This is a genomic window from Fictibacillus aquaticus, from assembly GCF_002245695.1.
Lineage (GTDB): Bacteria > Bacillota > Bacilli > Bacillales > Fictibacillaceae > Fictibacillus > Fictibacillus aquaticus.
Map to the genome: position 1 here is coordinate 301,205 of NZ_NOII01000011.1, position 16,709 is coordinate 317,913.

Annotated in this window: 18 protein-coding genes; 8 read left to right on the forward strand and 10 right to left on the reverse strand. The window is 42.7% G+C overall.

Annotated elements, in window-relative coordinates; genetic code table 11:
* Window positions 1–74: 74 nt before the first annotated feature.
* A complete protein-coding gene (locus CGZ90_RS17110; RefSeq protein ID WP_094253741.1) occupies window positions 75–1,037 on the reverse strand; it encodes an NAD(P)-dependent alcohol dehydrogenase in 963 nt (320 codons plus the stop codon).
* Window positions 1,038–1,165: 128 nt separating this feature from the next.
* On the opposite strand from CGZ90_RS17110, the gene CGZ90_RS17115 reads away from it, so the two are divergent.
* Complete coding sequence (locus CGZ90_RS17115) at window positions 1,166–1,786, forward strand: DUF3885 domain-containing protein (protein ID WP_205727418.1); 621 nt, start codon at window positions 1,166–1,168, stop codon at window positions 1,784–1,786.
* A gap of 151 nt (window positions 1,787–1,937) precedes the next feature.
* Here CGZ90_RS17115 and CGZ90_RS17120 read toward each other — a convergent pair whose 3' ends face one another.
* Both CGZ90_RS17120 and CGZ90_RS17125 read right to left on the reverse strand, forming a co-directional pair.
* Window positions 1,938–2,168, reverse strand: a complete 231-nt coding sequence (locus tag CGZ90_RS17120; protein WP_094253743.1) for a hypothetical protein — start codon at window positions 2,166–2,168, stop codon at window positions 1,938–1,940.
* A gap of 35 nt (window positions 2,169–2,203) precedes the next feature.
* Window positions 2,204–3,256, reverse strand: a complete 1,053-nt coding sequence (locus tag CGZ90_RS17125) for an LLM class flavin-dependent oxidoreductase (RefSeq protein ID WP_094253744.1) — start codon at window positions 3,254–3,256, stop codon at window positions 2,204–2,206.
* A gap of 127 nt (window positions 3,257–3,383) precedes the next feature.
* Between CGZ90_RS17125 and CGZ90_RS17130 the strand changes: the two genes are divergently transcribed.
* Entirely contained in the window at window positions 3,384–3,755 is a 372-nt protein-coding gene (locus CGZ90_RS17130) for a VOC family protein (RefSeq protein ID WP_094253745.1), read from the forward strand.
* A 496-nt stretch (window positions 3,756–4,251) separates the two neighbouring features.
* Here CGZ90_RS17130 and CGZ90_RS17140 read toward each other — a convergent pair whose 3' ends face one another.
* Together CGZ90_RS17140 and CGZ90_RS17145 are read right to left on the reverse strand one after the other, a co-directional pair.
* Window positions 4,252–4,659 carry a hypothetical protein gene (locus CGZ90_RS17140; protein ID WP_094253747.1) on the reverse strand — a complete coding sequence of 136 codons (408 nt, stop codon included), beginning with the start codon at window positions 4,657–4,659 and terminating at the stop codon, window positions 4,252–4,254.
* Window positions 4,660–4,886: 227 nt separating this feature from the next.
* Complete coding sequence (locus tag CGZ90_RS17145) at window positions 4,887–8,030, reverse strand: DEAD/DEAH box helicase (RefSeq protein ID WP_094253748.1); 3,144 nt, start codon at window positions 8,028–8,030, stop codon at window positions 4,887–4,889.
* Window positions 8,031–8,197: 167 nt separating this feature from the next.
* Here CGZ90_RS17145 and CGZ90_RS17150 point away from each other — a divergent pair, with 167 nt between their 5' ends.
* Both CGZ90_RS17150 and CGZ90_RS17155 read left to right on the forward strand, forming a co-directional pair.
* Entirely contained in the window at window positions 8,198–8,635 is a 438-nt protein-coding gene (locus tag CGZ90_RS17150) for a GNAT family N-acetyltransferase (RefSeq protein ID WP_094253749.1), read from the forward strand.
* A 102-nt stretch (window positions 8,636–8,737) separates the two neighbouring features.
* Window positions 8,738–9,124, forward strand: coding sequence for a GNAT family N-acetyltransferase (locus tag CGZ90_RS17155; protein ID WP_165766898.1), 387 nt, complete (start codon window positions 8,738–8,740; stop codon window positions 9,122–9,124).
* A 51-nt stretch (window positions 9,125–9,175) separates the two neighbouring features.
* Here the strand turns inward: CGZ90_RS17155 and CGZ90_RS17160 are convergent, their stop codons facing one another.
* Window positions 9,176–10,153 (reverse strand): bile acid:sodium symporter family protein, encoded by a 978-nt coding sequence (locus CGZ90_RS17160; RefSeq protein WP_094253751.1) that lies wholly within the window; start codon window positions 10,151–10,153, stop codon window positions 9,176–9,178.
* A 1-nt stretch (window position 10,154) separates the two neighbouring features.
* Window positions 10,155–11,546, reverse strand: coding sequence for an FAD-binding oxidoreductase (locus CGZ90_RS17165; RefSeq protein ID WP_094253752.1), 1,392 nt, complete (start codon window positions 11,544–11,546; stop codon window positions 10,155–10,157).
* A 172-nt stretch (window positions 11,547–11,718) separates the two neighbouring features.
* Here CGZ90_RS17165 and CGZ90_RS17170 point away from each other — a divergent pair, with 172 nt between their 5' ends.
* A complete protein-coding gene (locus CGZ90_RS17170; protein ID WP_094253753.1) occupies window positions 11,719–12,144 on the forward strand; it encodes a VOC family protein in 426 nt (141 codons plus the stop codon).
* Window positions 12,145–12,209: 65 nt separating this feature from the next.
* Window positions 12,210–12,818, forward strand: coding sequence for a cupin domain-containing protein (locus CGZ90_RS17175; protein WP_094253754.1), 609 nt, complete (start codon window positions 12,210–12,212; stop codon window positions 12,816–12,818).
* A 36-nt stretch (window positions 12,819–12,854) separates the two neighbouring features.
* Here the strand turns inward: CGZ90_RS17175 and CGZ90_RS17180 are convergent, their stop codons facing one another.
* Window positions 12,855–13,211: a glyoxalase superfamily protein gene (locus CGZ90_RS17180; protein WP_094253755.1), complete on the reverse strand. Its 357-nt coding sequence runs from the start codon at window positions 13,209–13,211 to the stop codon at window positions 12,855–12,857.
* 18 nt (window positions 13,212–13,229) lie between these two features.
* Entirely contained in the window at window positions 13,230–13,691 is a 462-nt protein-coding gene (locus CGZ90_RS17185; protein WP_094253756.1) for a hypothetical protein, read from the reverse strand.
* Between the two features lie 254 nt (window positions 13,692–13,945).
* Between CGZ90_RS17185 and CGZ90_RS17190 the strand changes: the two genes are divergently transcribed.
* Entirely contained in the window at window positions 13,946–15,457 is a 1,512-nt protein-coding gene (locus CGZ90_RS17190; protein WP_094253757.1) for a multicopper oxidase family protein, read from the forward strand.
* Between the two features lie 43 nt (window positions 15,458–15,500).
* Here the strand turns inward: CGZ90_RS17190 and CGZ90_RS17195 are convergent, their stop codons facing one another.
* Window positions 15,501–15,896: a VOC family protein gene (locus tag CGZ90_RS17195; RefSeq protein ID WP_094253758.1), complete on the reverse strand. Its 396-nt coding sequence runs from the start codon at window positions 15,894–15,896 to the stop codon at window positions 15,501–15,503.
* Window positions 15,897–16,083: 187 nt separating this feature from the next.
* Between CGZ90_RS17195 and CGZ90_RS17200 the strand changes: the two genes are divergently transcribed.
* Entirely contained in the window at window positions 16,084–16,515 is a 432-nt protein-coding gene (locus CGZ90_RS17200; RefSeq protein ID WP_094253759.1) for an SRPBCC family protein, read from the forward strand.
* Window positions 16,516–16,709: the final 194 nt, after the last annotated feature.

Sequence of the window (16,709 nt, forward strand, 5' to 3'; positions counted from 1 at the left end):
TTTAGCCGTAAAAATTGATATTTGTCCGTAAATCTACTTTTTTGCCCGCAAACGCCACAATCAGAACAATTTCATCACATCAAACAATTAACAACCACTTTCCCCTGCGCATGTCCTTCGGCAAAATAAGCGAATGCCTGCTGAATCTCATCGAGTTTATAGCGACGGTCGATAACAGGCTTTACTTTTCCCGCTTCAATTAGTTCTTTCATAATTATAAGATCGTTTTGATTAGGCCGCTGCAGAAAGGTTTTGATTTTCTTTCTGTTCGTTATACCCCGCACCATCGTGTTGAACATCTGCGAACCCGATCCGCCAACGTGAACAAACACGCCGCCGGGAGTTAGTTTACTTTTATAAACGGAAATTGGCTGTGATCCGTTTGTGCCAAGGATCAAGTCATATTGTTGTTTATGATTTTTAAAGTATTCCCTTTTATAATCAATCACGTGGTCTGCACCGATTTCTTTGGCAATGTCGACGTTACGGGTGCTGCACACCGCCGTGACCTCTGTCCCGTACGATTTAGCGATCTGAACGGCAAACGTGCCCACACCGCCTGAGGAACCATAAACAAGTACCTTGTGTCCGGACTGAATATTGCCTTTATCCCTCAGCGCCTGTAGCGCCGTGACGGCTGCCATTGGGACTGCAGCCGCTTCTTCATATGATAGATTAACGGGCTTATTAGCTAATGCACTTTCCGGAACAGCCACATATTGTGCAAAGCTTCCCCAGCCGCTGCTGGCGAGATCGCCATACACCTCGTCACCTGGCTTAAACTGCGTAACATCCTTGCCAACGGCTTCAACCCTGCCTGCCACGTCACCGCCAGGGATAGGGAATTTGGGTTTGGTAAGTCCAAAAGCAAATCGAGCCAAGAACGGCTCCCCTTTTAAAAGCACGAGGTTGCCGAAATTGAGGGATGCTGCATGAACTTTTACTAATACTTGATTGTCTTGAGGAACGGGCTTTTCCACTTCTTTTAACTCCAGAACTTCCGGCGATCCGTATTTGGCAGAGACGATGGCTTTCATTATATTCCTCCCAGCAATTTTGCTCATGAAATCTGATATAACATATTCTGCTGGAGGGGAATTATACCTTGGGGAAATGGTAAAATGAAAAAAACAATCGAGGTGTAAATGTGTTTTTAGATGACTTTATGAAAGAGAATTTTCCTAGCTTACAACTTAGACAGCCTTTGTTTTACAACTGGAAAAATGCGATTCGGTTTGAATTAGGAGTTGTGGAGCTTAGAGATTATGAGAGAGATAGTCTTTACCTTGAGAATGTTTATAATAGAGCGGTTACTATTTTTAAAGCTTTGCATTCAAATAATGGTGACATTTTTGTTGTAGCTAATGTGAGTGATTATGGATATGGCATAACACCGAAACATAAGATAAATATCTTCTCAAAATATGTAAAGAAAAAATCAGTGTTGAGTAAATTAACTCAAACTACAATCCCTTATGTTTATCCTGAAGATGATGATGAGGGAGATTGTAAAACACATAGATTTACCCTTAGATGTAAACCATCAGATATTAAGTTTCAATCGATGATAAGAGCAATCTGTAATCAGGATATAGGCGTTCGTCCAACAATTCCTCATGAAATTTACTTTATCAATATTAATAGTAAGACCATTTTCTCCGTATATGATGATAGAGGCTGTGATCTTGTGGGAAGTTGTGTAGACTCTATAAGGAACATTTATAAAGAATACAATGATTGGATTTTAGATTACGATCGGAATGAGATTGATAAAATTTTTAGATGATACATTGTGTTTACAGTATAAAATATAAGAAAATGACCAGATTTTCGTCTGGTCATTTTCTTATGCCCTTATTCAGCTAATTAAAAAATTACAATATGTTCTCAGTCCTAAACTGCTCATTTCTAAAATAACACCCTAAATTAATCCTTTACTAATAAATAAAGTAACCCAAACATAGAATGCATAACCCTAAAGAAAGCAGCATCATAAATAGTTTCTTTAAATACCACGGCAGTAAATTAATAATATAAAGCAATATCTCCCCTAAAATACCAGGATCGGCATTAAAAGATTCATTTTGATAAAACTCTTTATTTTTAACTGAAAAATAAATCAAACCTAAAAATGAAAAAACGCCAAATATAATCATTAAAATAGTCATATTGACCCCTCTGCAATTCCCTCTAGTTTACATTTCTATATCTGCTCCGCTTCCCACTGAGAAACTTCTTCCCTAACTCGGGGTGCGACTTCTTTTCCGAAAAGCTCGATTGCGTTCATGACTTGTTCATGCGGCATCGTGCCGACTGGGACATGCAGCATGAAACGTGTGACGCCGACATTTTTGCGAAGGTGGATGATTTTTTCCGCAACGATTTCTGGGTCTCCAACATATAGAGCACCGTTCATGCTGCGTGCTGCATCAAACGTGTCTCGTGTATACGGACCCCAGCCGCGCTCTTTTCCAAGCTTGTTCATCACCACGGCAGTAGAAGGGTAAAATTGATCTGCTGCTGTCTCCGTGTCTGCGGCAATAAAGCCGTGTGAATGAGACGCCACCTTTAGCTTGGATGCATCATGACCGGCGTGCTCGGCTGCTTTTTTATAAAGCTGAACGAGGGGAGAAAATTGCTTTGGACTTCCGCCGATAATCGCCAATACGAGCGGCAGACCGAGCAAACCAGCTCGCACAACAGACTCTTGATTCCCTCCGCTCCCAATCCATACGGGCAGCTGATCCTGCACGGGACGCGGATATATACTAAGGTTTTCAATAGCCGCACGGTGCTTTCCGCTCCAGTTAACGATTTCATTCTTTTGCAGCGTTAAAAGCAAGTCCAGCTTCTCCTCAAACAGCTCCTCGTAATCTCGCAGATCATAGCCAAACAGCGGGAAGGATTCGATGAACGATCCCCGTCCTGCCATGATTTCTGCGCGTCCGTTTGAAAGTCCGTCAAGCGTTGCAAAGTCTTGAAAAACGCGGACTGGATCGGCTGACGAAAGGACGGTAACCGCACTTGTCAGCCGAATTTTCTTCGTCTGCATAGCAGCAGCAGCCAAGACAACGGCTGGGGATGACGCCGCAAAGTCCTCACGATGATGCTCACCAACTCCGAATACATCAAGCCCCACTTGATCAGCAAGAACGATCTCCTCTACCACTTCACGCAATCGCTGCGCATGGCTGATCACTTTACCTGTTTCCACATCCGGCGTTGTTTCAACAAACGTGCTGATTCCTAGTTCCATAGATTGTTCCTCCTGCGTATTGTTCATGTTAAATCGAATTATATCATTTTTGGCATTCTTATCCTTTTATCTAGCATTCGTGTTGTATACTGATACTATCTGAAATTTCTTATTATAAGGAGGAACTATGAAACTAGGTGCGTTCTCAGTAAGTTTAACGGTGAAGGACATTAGCAAGTCAAAAGCTTTTTACGAGAATCTAGGATTTGAAACGCTGGGCGGCGAGCTGGCTAACAATTGGCTCATCATGAAAAACGGAGATACGGTCATCGGTCTTTTTCAGGGAATGTTTGAAAAGAATATCCTCACCTTCAATCCAGGCTGGAATCAAAATGCTGAAAATCTTGATTCGTATACAGACGTCCGAGACATACAAAAGCAGCTTCTAGAACAAGGCGTGACACTGCAGACGAAAGCAGATGAAACGACGGAAGGTCCTGCCCATATCACGCTGGAAGATCCGGATGGGAATGTTATTCTTATTGATCAGCATAGGTAGTCATTAAATTGATGAGAAGTTTAAACTGATTAAGTGGGTACGGCTGTGGCAGTAAGTATTAGCAAAAGCTTAATGAAAAGACAACTCTACGGCTATAGCTGCGAGTTGTCTCTTTTGTGGTTTATGATGTTTCAATATAGAATCTCTGCAAATACTCCATTAACAGGCTTCTCGTGAGAAACGTCAACTATTAAGAAGGGACTTAAATTAACCTTATTTTCATTTTATATAATCTTTATAAACTAAATAATGACTTACCGTTTTTAAATAGGTCTTCCAGTCTTTATATCGATTCTGGATTTTCTGCTCCAGATAAGAATCAATGTATTTTTCTTCGTTATAAATTTTATTTTTCCTCATACTTTTTAGCCTATTAACATACTGACCAGCCGAGATTTCTTTTAGCTCTCGTTCGCCCTTAATTAAAAGGTGCTTCTTTAACAGAAACTCTCTAAAATTCATCTAATAATCACACCTCTTAATTATTTCTAAACGATTAACTACACCTACATCTTTGAAATCCAAAGTTAAAATTAAACGGCGTATTACATGATGGACAAACTTTATTGGATTTAATTTTTTTCACTTTTTTATATCTTACATAGGGTGTTTTTTGAGCGCGATTTTTTAAGTCCTCTTGAATTAATCTAAGGCGTTCTTCTTCTTCCTTCTTTTTAATTAATTCCTCTTTATTCTTTCTTTCAATTTCGTCTCTCTTTGGGTTATAAGAATATTTATAAATTTCTCTTTTAACACTAACAAGCTTATTTTCTAATATTTTTAGCTCTTTTCTAATTGCTTTCTTTTTAGCTTTATCTAATTCATTGTTAAGTTTTTTTACAAGTTTTTTTATTTTATTTTCAATTTGAGATTTTTTCGATTTTGAATCTGCTAATTTTCGCATTGTATACCTCATATCAATTAGCGAATAACTTAAGTAGTTATCCTAATTTTAATCGCGGAATCAAGCGCCGTTTAACCTGATTTTTTTACTTATCGGTTTATTCTCTAATAATGTTTAATTTCCTTTGCAACATCTATATTGTTATTTACATAAAAAGACAACAACCACAATGGATGGTTGCCTATTTGCAAACAATTCCAAAGCAGATGCTGTCTATAAGAATCTCACTACATCAATATCTCCTGAATATCCTCTTCCGTCAAACTTGCTGAAGTTGCCTCTCCCGAATCAACCATCCCAGCAATCAAATCCCTCTTCTTCTCCTGCAGCTCGTACATCTTCTCTTCGATGGTCCCACGTGCCATGAGCTTGATCACCTGCACTACATTTTTCTGGCCCATGCGGTGTGCTCTGTCTGCGGCTTGCTGTTCGACGGCGGGGTTCCACCAGAGATCGTATAAGATGACGGTATCGGCGCCTGTCAGGTTCAGTCCGGTTCCTCCTGCTTTTAAGGAAATGAGGAACAGATCCCGCTCGCCGCTGTTAAATTGGTTGCAGATTTCCAGCCGTTCTTCTGAAGGGGTGTTTCCGTCCAGATAAAAGAACGTATGGCCCCGTGATGTCATCTCTCTGCCGATAATCTGAAGCATTTTCGTAAACTGAGAGAAAATGAGCACTCTTCTCCCCGACAGTCGGGCTTCTTCTATTAACTGCAGCAGCTGCTCGAACTTAGCTGAAGTTCCTTTGTAGCTGTCTACGAAAAGCGCTGGATGACAGCAGATTTGGCGCAGCCGCGTCAGCCCCGCTAATATGCGGATGCGATTTTTTCGGATCGTGTCTTTATCAAGGTTCTTGAATGTATCATGACGCAGTTTTGCCAAATAAGCGGCATACAGCTTCTTTTGTTCAGGCAGCAGCTCGGTTGATTCGTTCGTTTCAATTTTCTGAGGCAGTTCAGCCAATACATCTTCTTTTTTCCTGCGCAGCAAAAATGGCCGGATCCTCCGTGCGACCGTTTTATTCGTAAGGTAACTGAAGTCCCTCAGTCCTTTAAATAACTGCGGGAAGACAACATGATAGATTGACCAGAGCTCTTCGATCGAGTTTTCCACCGGTGTTCCGGTCAGGCCGAATACATGATCTGCCTGTATCCTTTTAGCAGCCTGCGCCGTTTGGGTGAGAGGATTTTTAAAGTATTGTGCTTCATCAAAGAAAACCGTATGAAACGTCTGATTGGTGTACCAGTTAATATCGCGGCGCAGCAAAGAATAGGAGGTGATTATCACATCTACGTCCTCCATATTTCTCTGCAGATTCTCGCGATCTCTTTTGTTCCCATCAACGACAATGGCCTGAATCTCAGGGGCGAATTTCATGATTTCATGCAGCCAGTTGTAGGTTAGCGATGACGGACAGACGATTAGCACCGGCATGTTTCGCTCTCTAATGTTTGCTAGCTCAGATACGATAAACGCGATGCTCTGAACCGTTTTGCCAAGTCCCATATCATCCGCTAAAACTCCGCCAAATCCGTAGCTGGCGAGCGTCTTCATCCATTGATATCCACGTTTTTGATAGCTTCTCAGTATGCTGTCTAAGCTCTCCGGTACTTCGAAATGCAGCTTACCCGGATTGCGTAACGCATCGAGAAACTCTTGAAACGACTCTTCTATTTTGAACACTTCGCTGTCATCCATGTTATCAAGATGTGCGAGGCTTTGAATGATTGGCATGTTCAGCCTGGCTTCATGATCGATTTCCTGAACCGGCGCTGCCATAAGAAAACGCTGGATCTCCTCCATTTCCTTCGTCTCCAATGAAAGCAAGGCGCCGTTCCTCAGGCGATAATATTTACGCTTTTCCTCAAGAGCGGCTAATATCTCCATAATTTCTTTATTCGCAATTCCGTCCATCTCAAACTTAAACTCGAGCCAGTTGTTTCGTTCTTTTTTCACCTTCACACTGATTTTCGGAAAGGTATTCTTCCTTACAATCCGGCTTCGCACAGATGTTGTGGCATAAACCTGAAGAAGCTTCTGCAGCCTCGGAAGGGTGTGGAAAAGAAATTCGTACTCGAGCGTCTCATTTTGCATTGAGTATCCGCCGTCTGTTTTGAAGAATCCGCTTCCCTCCATCAGTTGAAGAATCTTGTCTTCCTTCTCCTCATCCCTCACGATCATTGGTCCCGTTGTTGTATCGCGGGATTCCAGCGGCTGAATCACCACATTTTCATAATGAAACTCCAGCCCTGCAATGAGACGATTTTTGATGCGGTCCAAATACAGCTTGGCTGCGAGCGGTTTTTTATTTAACTTTTGCGACACGACATTATCCATCTTCACATCGCCGATCTTTTTCAGGCTCGGGACAATATTATGAAGAAAATGGTTCATCTGCTCTTGTGGAATCGGAACACGATTCGTACCCGGAGCTGACAGCATTTGCTTTAGCTCATACAATCGTTCACAATCTTCTTCTTTCAATCTGAAAATTTTCCCGTCAAATAAAACGGAATGATAAGCATTCAGCACAGTCATTCGATCGAATCCAGTTATCGCCAGCTCGTAATGAGAACCTTTTACTCCAAATGTAAACTGAATAGGCGGCGGACCATCGACCAATTGCAGCCCGGCAAAAGCAAAACCGCCTTGAATGACGTTTACGGATGGTGTTTCAGTGAGCATTGCAGCAAGACGCGCCCAAGAGGATGGCGGGATGAGCAGCGTTTGAGTGGAAGGTAACGTTTCGAGCTTCTCATCTCGAATCACAGCAACCAGCTCTTGTATGACCGCATCGTTTTCCTTTACAAAGCAATGCTGTCTCGGATCAAATAAAACGGTAGGCATCCCGTGCTTTACGTCCTGAAGAAAGGCTGCAATATTTTTCACCTGTTTATTGCCGACCTCAACCTCGATGCCGAATAAAACCTGTCCATTTTCCATCTCGACAGGTTTGCATGTAAACGTAACATCAATCACTTCTCTTTTTTCAAAATGAAGCTGATGTGCACTCGTTCTTGCCGGTCTGTCACCGAAAATGGTCATGAACCCGTTTGTCAGGTCAGAAGCCTCATTAGGAAACGTCCTCTTTCGCTTGTGCTCCTGAATGGACAGCAAAACTGCCGCCACGTGCTGGCAGTCTTTTTGGAAATTCGCAAGCGTTGGGCAGCTGCATGATGTTTGGATGCTTCCTGCACCATCTTTTTCAATCATGACGTGAAAGTCTTCTGTTCCATGAACGATCGCTTCACAAAATTCATCGCTATATGTGTTAAACGTTACTTTATTTGCTTGATAAAAATAGCTTCCCTTTTTAAAGGAGACGGTGCCGCACATTTCTTTTATCATGTTATGGTTCACTTTAATATCCATGTACTCCGCTCCTTGCGTTCAATCGAATTGCTTTCTTCATTCAACTTACATTTTATTGTTGGTGGAAGCAAGCCGCATAATGCTGGAATTGCAGTAATAAAGGATTAAAATTAAAATAGGCATTATCAGGAAAAACGCAAAATATGGGGAGAGGAGAACTAAATATTATGGAAATTAGAAAACCAAACGACTCGGAATATAAAAAGGTTTTATCACTTTCACCACAAGCATTATTCGATGGTACATTAGGCGAGGTAAAACCGTCAGATGATAAAGTCAAACAACTAATTGACCCATTATTGAAGAAAGGAAGCTATTATTTAATAGCAACTGAAGGCGATGATTTAATGGGTTGGATTCTTATAGGAACAAGTAAGGACCCATTTACTGAAGAGACATATGGATTTATTTACGAATTGTTTGTGAGAGAAGAATTTAGAGGAAATGGAATTTCAAAACGATTGATGGAGACAGGCATCAATCATCTCAAACAAGATGGATATTCAGAGATTCGTTTAAGTGTATATGCAGGAAATCAAGCCATTAAACTATATGAAAAATTGGGATTTAAAAATAGAACTATTACAATGAGTATGCCCATTTGAAACAACTATCAAGTAAAGCTGAACAGCAGGAGGTATTTTGTGAAGAAACAGCAAATCCTCATTACTACCTATCATCCCAAGTATGCCGAACAAACAGTAGCGATGTGGCGGGATAGCAAGGAACAGGCTATCGGCAAGAAAGAACTGCACAGTGTTGAAAGTCATCTTTACTTTTTAAATCATATACTGCCGGAAGAGTTTCAAATATATTTAGTTTTGATTGATGAAAAAGTAGTTGGAATGATTGCTTATAATGAAGGTGAAATCAGCCAGCTGTATATTCATATCAGGTACCAAGGTCTAGGTATCGGTGAACTGCTGCTTGATCAAGCAAAAGCGCACTCAACAGGCGGGTTAACTTTACACACCTTTGAAGTAAATAAAAACGCACAGCGATTCTATGAGAAGCATGGATTTAAGATAATAGGCAGAGGAAATGAAAATGAAGAAAATTTGCCTGATATTACATATGAATGGCTGCGGAAATAAAACAGCGCTCAGAAGGTATTTTCTTCTGAGCGCTGATGCATATTATCTCTATTAAATAACCTTTTTACGCTTAAAGCCCACAACTTCCTCTTTTCCCTCTACCCCCGCCGGTCTCTTCGACCAATACGTAGCCAGAATCGGCCCGGAAATATTATGCCAAACCGCAGCAACCGCACTCGGCAAGGCAGCTAGCGGTCCAAAATGGGCGCTCGCCAGTGCAACGCCCAGCCCGGAGTTTTGCATGCCGACTTCGATGGAAATCGCTCTGCGGTTATTTTCATCCATACCAAGCATTCGAGCTGTAAAGTACCCTAGGAACAACCCGATCGCGTTGTGAAGCATAACAGCTGTATAGATCAGAATTCCTGCCTTCGCTAGGTTTTCAGCATTCCCTGCGATTACAGCTGTTACGATAATTATGATAGCCAGAACCGAGATCAACGGTACCACGGCAATGCTTTTTTGCACGGTTTTCGGGAAAAACTTTCGGATCGCTATCCCTAAAATAATAGGAACGATGATGACTTGAAGAATGGATATAAACATCGCTTTCGGGTCGACCGGCATCCATTTGCCCGCTAGCAGCAACAAGATAAAAGGCGTTGCTAAGGGTGCTAATAACGTTGTAAAAGAAGTCATCGTAATCGACAATGGCACATTCCCTTTCGCGAGATACACCATCACGTTTGAAGCCGTCCCGCCTGGAACGGAGCCGAGAAGGACGAGCCCTGCTGCTAGTTCAGCCGGCAAATCCAGCACATAAGCAATTGTAAAAGCAGCCAGCGGCATGATGACGAATTGCGCGCAGATTCCTATGATGACAGGGATCGGATTCGTTAAAATGAGCTTGAAATCCACGGCTTTTAAAGTCAGACCCATCCCAAACATGACGACGCCGAGCAGGATGGCGATATACGCCCCAAATCCTAGAAAGGGTGCGGGGAAAAGAAAGGCGATCACGGCGGCCAACATGACCCACACCGCAAAATATTTACCGGCAATTGCACTGATTGATTCTAATAGTTTCATGTTATGCCTCCTTCTTCACGCTGAAAATTTTATTCGGATTCATGAGGTTCTTCGGATCCAGAGCCTGCTTAATCTGCTTCATCACCAAGTAGGCGTTTCCGTGCTCTCTCTCCTGATACTTCTGTTTACCGACACCCACGCCATGCTCTCCCGTACACGTCCCGCCGCGTTCTAACGCATAAAGCACGATTCGCTCATTGAACTCACTCGCTTTTTGAACCTCAGTCGGGTTGTTCGTATCAATCATCAGCAGCGCATGAAAGTTGCCGTCCCCGACATGTCCGACAATTCCTCCGGGAAGACCTAGTGCATCTAATTCCTCTCTCGCGTAGAGAATCGCCCCGGCAAGCTCAGAAATCGGCACACACACATCGGTTACCATCAGCTTTTTCCCTGGGTGGCCATGAACATAGGCATACGCTAGATTGTGCCGAGCTTCCCATAGCTTGTTTCGGCCGGCGTTATCGGTCTCGAATTCAATCTGCTCGCAGCGGTAATCCGCCACAATATCTTCCATGAACTTCACGTCCTGGTTCAATCCCGCCTCGTTGCCATGAAACTCTAGAAATAAGGTCGCCTGCTCGCGATACGCTGTTTCACTGTGCACGTTCAGCTGTTTCATCGACTGTTCATCGACAAGCTCACAGCGTGCGATTGGGATACCGGCTTGCAGGATGCTCACGACTGCACCGACTGCGTCATCGACCGTTGGAAAAGAAGCTCGGGCTGCGAGAATAAACTCTGGAATGCCATACACTTTGAGCGTCAGTTCCGTGAAGCAGCCAAGCGTTCCCTCAGATCCCACAAACAAACCGTTCAGATGAAACCCTGAGGAGGATTTTGCCGCTAAGCTTCCCGTATTCATCACCGTTCCGTCAGCCAGGACCACCTCTATGTCACGCACTTGATCGCGCATGACGCCGTACTTTACTGATGTTGTTCCGCTCGCATTCGTTGCGGCCATCCCGCCAAGCGTTGCATCCGCTCCTGGATCGACAGGGAAAAACAAGCCGTGCTTTTTCAGCGCGTTGTTTAGTTGCATGCGCGTCACCCCCGGCTGCACCTTAACGAGAAAGTCCTCCTCCCTTACCTCGAGGATTTTATCCATTAACGAAAAATCGATCGTAATCCCGCGGTCATAAGGAATGACATGGCCCTCGAGGCTCGTCCCTCTGCCAAACGGAACAACCGGCACATTGTACTGGTTGGCAGCTTTCATGATCTTAACAACTTCCTCTGTTGTGGCCGGAAAAACAACTGCTTCTGGCAAACTGCAATCATGATACGACTCGTCCCGGCTATGCTGCTCGAGAATCGTTTGATTGAAAGAAACTTGTTCTTCGGGAAGGATACTTTTCAGTGCTGCAGCCAGTTCTGGGTTTGTTGCGATCATTAAAATGTCAGCTCCTTTTTATAGTGGAATAACACACGTCCCCATCTGTTCCGACCATTATACAGAATTATCTGATATTAGTCACGGTACGGAAGGTTTCTTTTTAAAAAAGGAGTGATTCTTTTCCTAGCGAATTAGAATGACAGATGCTAACCAATCGGAGGTATGAGATATGACCATTAAAAAAATGAATCATATGGGTGTTATCGTGAAAGATCTCTCTGCAACTAAAACATTTTTTCTCGATATTGGCCTTGAGCTGAAGGGAGAATGGGAGGTTGAAGAAGAGTGGATGTATCATTTCGTTGGGCAGCATAACGTAAAAGCAACCTGTGCAGGATTCGGTGCGCCAGACGATCAGACATGGATTGAGCTGATCAAATTTCATTATCCTGAAGAAGATTCAGTTCAGCAGATGTCCCTGGCTATTCAGCATATTGCTTTTTCGGTTAACGATATTGAGGGCATTGTTGCATCATTGAAAGAAAAAGGGACAGGTGTTATTAGTGCGATTCAGCACTATAACGATAGCTGTAAGCTATGCTACGTTCGCGGGCCAGAGGGGATTATTGTGGAGTTGGCGGAGGAGATCAACTAAATAATCACGAACCATAGGCCTTTGCATACTATGCTAAGTATCCTTCATACATGAGGTGAAGACTTATGCGTTCATACATGGATTATAGTTCTCCTTCTGTTCAATATACGTTTGACGTTAATACAAGCCCTTTGTTTGTAAAAGATAAACAGAATTATATCAACATACTTGGGATTAAACAGCTGAATTCACTTGAAAATGTGTCTCTGCTCGACATTTTTATGAGCACGAATAATGTTGTGGAACCTCATTATCACCAAAACGCAGCAGAGCTTGTGTATTGTATTTCAGGCTCAGTACTAGTCGCTATCCTCAACCCTTTTACAAAGCAATTGCTCAATTTCCAGATAACACCCGGACAAGTAGCCAATATTCCACAAGGATGGTGGCACTATGAAATTGCTTTACAGGATCACACTCATCTTTTAGCCATTTTCGATGCTCCTACTCCAGCAGTAGTGCTAGGTTCCGACATCCTAAAATTCACTCCTGCCAATGTCATGGCGCATACGTATTGTCTTGACGAAAACCAGTGGAAGCAGGCAGTTGCACCTGTTAAACCTTCTACGTATATTGGGCCCTATAAAGACTGTAATAGAAGCTATGATTATATGAATACACAGCAGTATTCGCAAAATCCTTATGGTCAGCAATATTGGCATTATTGGGGTTAAGAACTATATTCAGCTATGGACATGGGAAAACCATGTCTATTTTTGTTTATCTTCATAAAATACGATGCGATTTGAGAAAGGATCGGCAACCGTCAGCTCCATCGTGTTCCATGGTGTATTTTCAATACGAGGCTTGGCGTATGCATACTCTTTGCTTGATAAAGTCGCATGATAACCTTTCAAATCACTGATTTTTATACGAATGGCACTGCCTGGAGAACAATCTCCATGATGTTCAGAAAGGTGTATGCTGTCGCCGTTTAAAGACACCTGAAAATAGATTGGCATGTTCTCAGCAAAACGATGCTCCCAATCTAAGGTAAAGTCTAAGTAGTCTATGTAAAAGGCATGAGCTTTTTCAATATCAAAGATTCGGAAGATGGGTGTGATCATTTTAGGAACTCCTTTTCCTTAATATTTAACAAAAGTTGTAACTCCAAAATGCGTAAGAAAATTTCGGTGGTTGAGTTCTTCTAACCATTTCTTAGGGTTTAATTGATATACGCCATAAATGGTTCGATAAGTATAGCTGCCTACATTTATTTCAATTGGTTCAGGATGTTCTTGCACTCTTTGTTTATATTCCTTGAATGCGTTTTGATTTGGTACTTGGTAAACTTCCAACACATCTCCTATTTCCAAATACTTTTCAATGTACATTAGGAATAACTTATTTCCCACGCCTTGTGCTTCGTAAATGTAGGGCATAGAAAACAGGTCTTTAATGTCGTACTCCCAATAATTATCAACCTCTTTTACAGAGAAATACATAACGTCTTCTTCACGTTCAAAAACTTTTCGGTTATTATATTCTTCAATTTCATCTGGTATTTGGAATGGCTTTGAAGAAGCTAAGAATGTAATTCGGGTCATATTTCCCCTCCTTTTACTTGAGATAATCCCTCCTACCATTTTGGATCCGACCTCATTTCTCCATTTTACTAAAAAAACCACTTTATGGGATAATTTCACTTTAAGCGAGCAGTACATATGCCCACACCCCGGATATAGACAAATATACAATTGCTATAAAAAAAGCTTCCTTGTTTGGGTATGTAAACAAGCAATCTCCTTCAATCGTTCATTCAATATAAAGTGATGAATCTTTTAAAAGGAGAATGAAATGTTTGGTATTACGAAAATTTGTTGATGCTCTTCCCATTCCTTCAGTAATCAAGCCGTGTGGCACACATAAGGGAAAACCGTTTTATAAAGTGCAGATGCTGGAGGCACTCCACCAGTTTCATCGAGATCTGCCTGAAACGAGAGTGTGGGGCTATAACGGGATGGTGCCTGGTCCGACGTTTGAGGTGGAGCAGAATCACCCAATTTATGTGAAATGGGAAAATAAACTGCCGTTAAAGCAGTTCCTTCCGCTCGATACAACGATTCACGGTGCACATGACACACCTGAAGTTCGAACAGTTGTTCATCTGCACGGAAGTCCTTCAGAACCGGACAGCGATGGTTTTCCAGAAGCATGGTTCACGCGGGACTTCCGGCAGACCGGTCCAGACTTTGTAAAAGAAACCTATTATTATACGAACAGCGAACGGGCGGCTGGCCTCTGGTATCATGACCATGCGCTGGGAATAACCCGCCTGAATGTGTATGCCGGACTTGCTGGACTGTACTTTATTCGTGATAAGCATGAACAGTCTTTGCCTCTTCCAAAGGGAAAATACGAAGTCCCGCTTGTTGTTCAAGATAAATCCTTCAACCCAGACGGCTCGCTTTTTTATCCGAAGCAGCCGGACAATCCATCCCCTGATCTGCCGTGCCCTTCCATCGTTCCGGCGTTTTTAGGCGATACCATTACCGTGAACGGAAAAGTCTGGCCATTTTTAAAAGTAGAGCCTCGCAAGTACAGATTCCGTTTATTGAACGCATCAAACACACGCACCTACAGATTCAAGCTCAGCAACAATCATTCATTCTATTTAATTGGAACAGACGGCGGCCTTCTTGCCCGTCCGATTAAAGTTACGAGTTTAGATGTTTCACCAGCTGAACGTATGGACATCGTCGTTGATTTTTCCGAACTAGAAGGACAAAAGATTATATTGCAAGATGCATTTGAAACAGGAAATCCAGTCGGCGAGATCATGGAATTCAAAGTAACAAAGCCGCTGTCACGCCCTGACCGCAGCAAAGTTCCTCCATTCTTATCCCACCTTCCAAAAATCCCGCTCGATCAAGTAAGGAAGATACGGCGCATTACGTTAAATGATTCTGAAGATGAATTCGGCCGGCTCATGCTTTTATTTGACGATAAAACCTGGATGGACCCTCCAACCGAAACGCCTTTGCTGAACTCTGTTGAGATATGGGAGCTCGTGAACCAAACGCCTGGAATCCACCCGATTCATATCCACCTCGTTAACTTCCGCGTCATCGGCCGTTTCACTGCAAACGGTACTTTGCTGCCTCCTCTGCCAGCCGATTTTGGGTTAAAAGACACCGTGCTGATTAATGGCGGAGAAACCGTGCGGCTCATTATGAAGTTTCAGCCTTATTCCGGAAAATACGTCTGGCACTGTCACCGCTTAGAGCATGAAGATCATGATATGATGCGCCCGCTGATCGTTTTGCCTGATAAGGATCATAAGGATGACCCGCAGGATCCTCACAATCATTAAAATAAAGAAGGCAGCTCCTACGGGAAGCTGCCTTCTTTCCTATTTACTTCGCATTCTCATCCGGCTGATGAATGCCAAACACATTGCCTTCAGTGTCGATGTAATATCCTTGCCACGCCATTCCTGGCAAAGCGTATTTCGGCATAGCAACCTTTCCGCCATGCTCCAAAATCTTAGCTTCTGTCGCATCGTAATCTGCCACACCCAACGTGCAAGAAAACCCATTCATCGCCTGACCGGGTTCAGGAGCATTACCCTGACGCTGCATCAACGCACCATTGATTCCAGGCTCCTTCTCATCGCCCGTCACTGCCCCAAAGTAAGGCATGCCCGCGTACTCACTCCAGTCTTGAAACGACCAGCCAAACACCTCACCGTAGAATTTCATAGCGCGTTCCATTTCACTTACATGAACTTCAAAGTGTATTAGTCTTCCCATGGTAGATTGCCTCCTGATTTTATAATTTGACAATAAAGTATTCTTCACTAGAACATACGTTTCCTTCTTGTAGTAAAAAAATAAAGGCAAACTGTGTCTAATGGGTAATAGACTGCTGAGGTTTGCAGGACATTCACAAAAAAAATTGAAAACAGTAGCATTCTATAATCGAAAGGTGGTAACAACATTGCAGACAAGTGATAAAACGACAATTACAGTTGAAACAGTTGTTCAAGCTCCGGTGGAAAAGGTGTGGAGATATTGGACGGAGCCGCATCATATCACTCAGTGGTCGTTTGCTTCAGATGACTGGCATGCCCCACATGCCGAGAATGATTTGAAAACTGGCGGAAGGTTCCTTACAAGAATGGAAGCAAAAGATGGCAGCTTTGGGTTTGATATGACGGGCGCTTATGATGAAGTCAGGAAAAACGAGTACATTGCATACACCATCGATGACGGAAGAAAAGTCACCATTCACTTTATCAGCCAGGGCAATGAAACGAAGGTTGTCGAGGAATTTGAAGCAGAAGGAACGAATTCAATTGAACAGCAAAGAGAAGGCTGGCAAGCGTTTCTCAATAACTTTAAGAAATACAGCGAAAGCCGGAACGGATAAACAAGTTTATAGATGTGGAATTGGTAATACAAAAACAAGGCAGCACCCTGCTGTATGTACTAGTGAAAAAAGCGAGTGCGAGACACAACGTTAGCCAGCTTCCCGTGAAGTAAACTATAATGAAATCATGAAAAACGACCCGTTTCACCAACGCTGGTCGTTTTTTTCTTTAAACACCTTCCTATAAACAAATA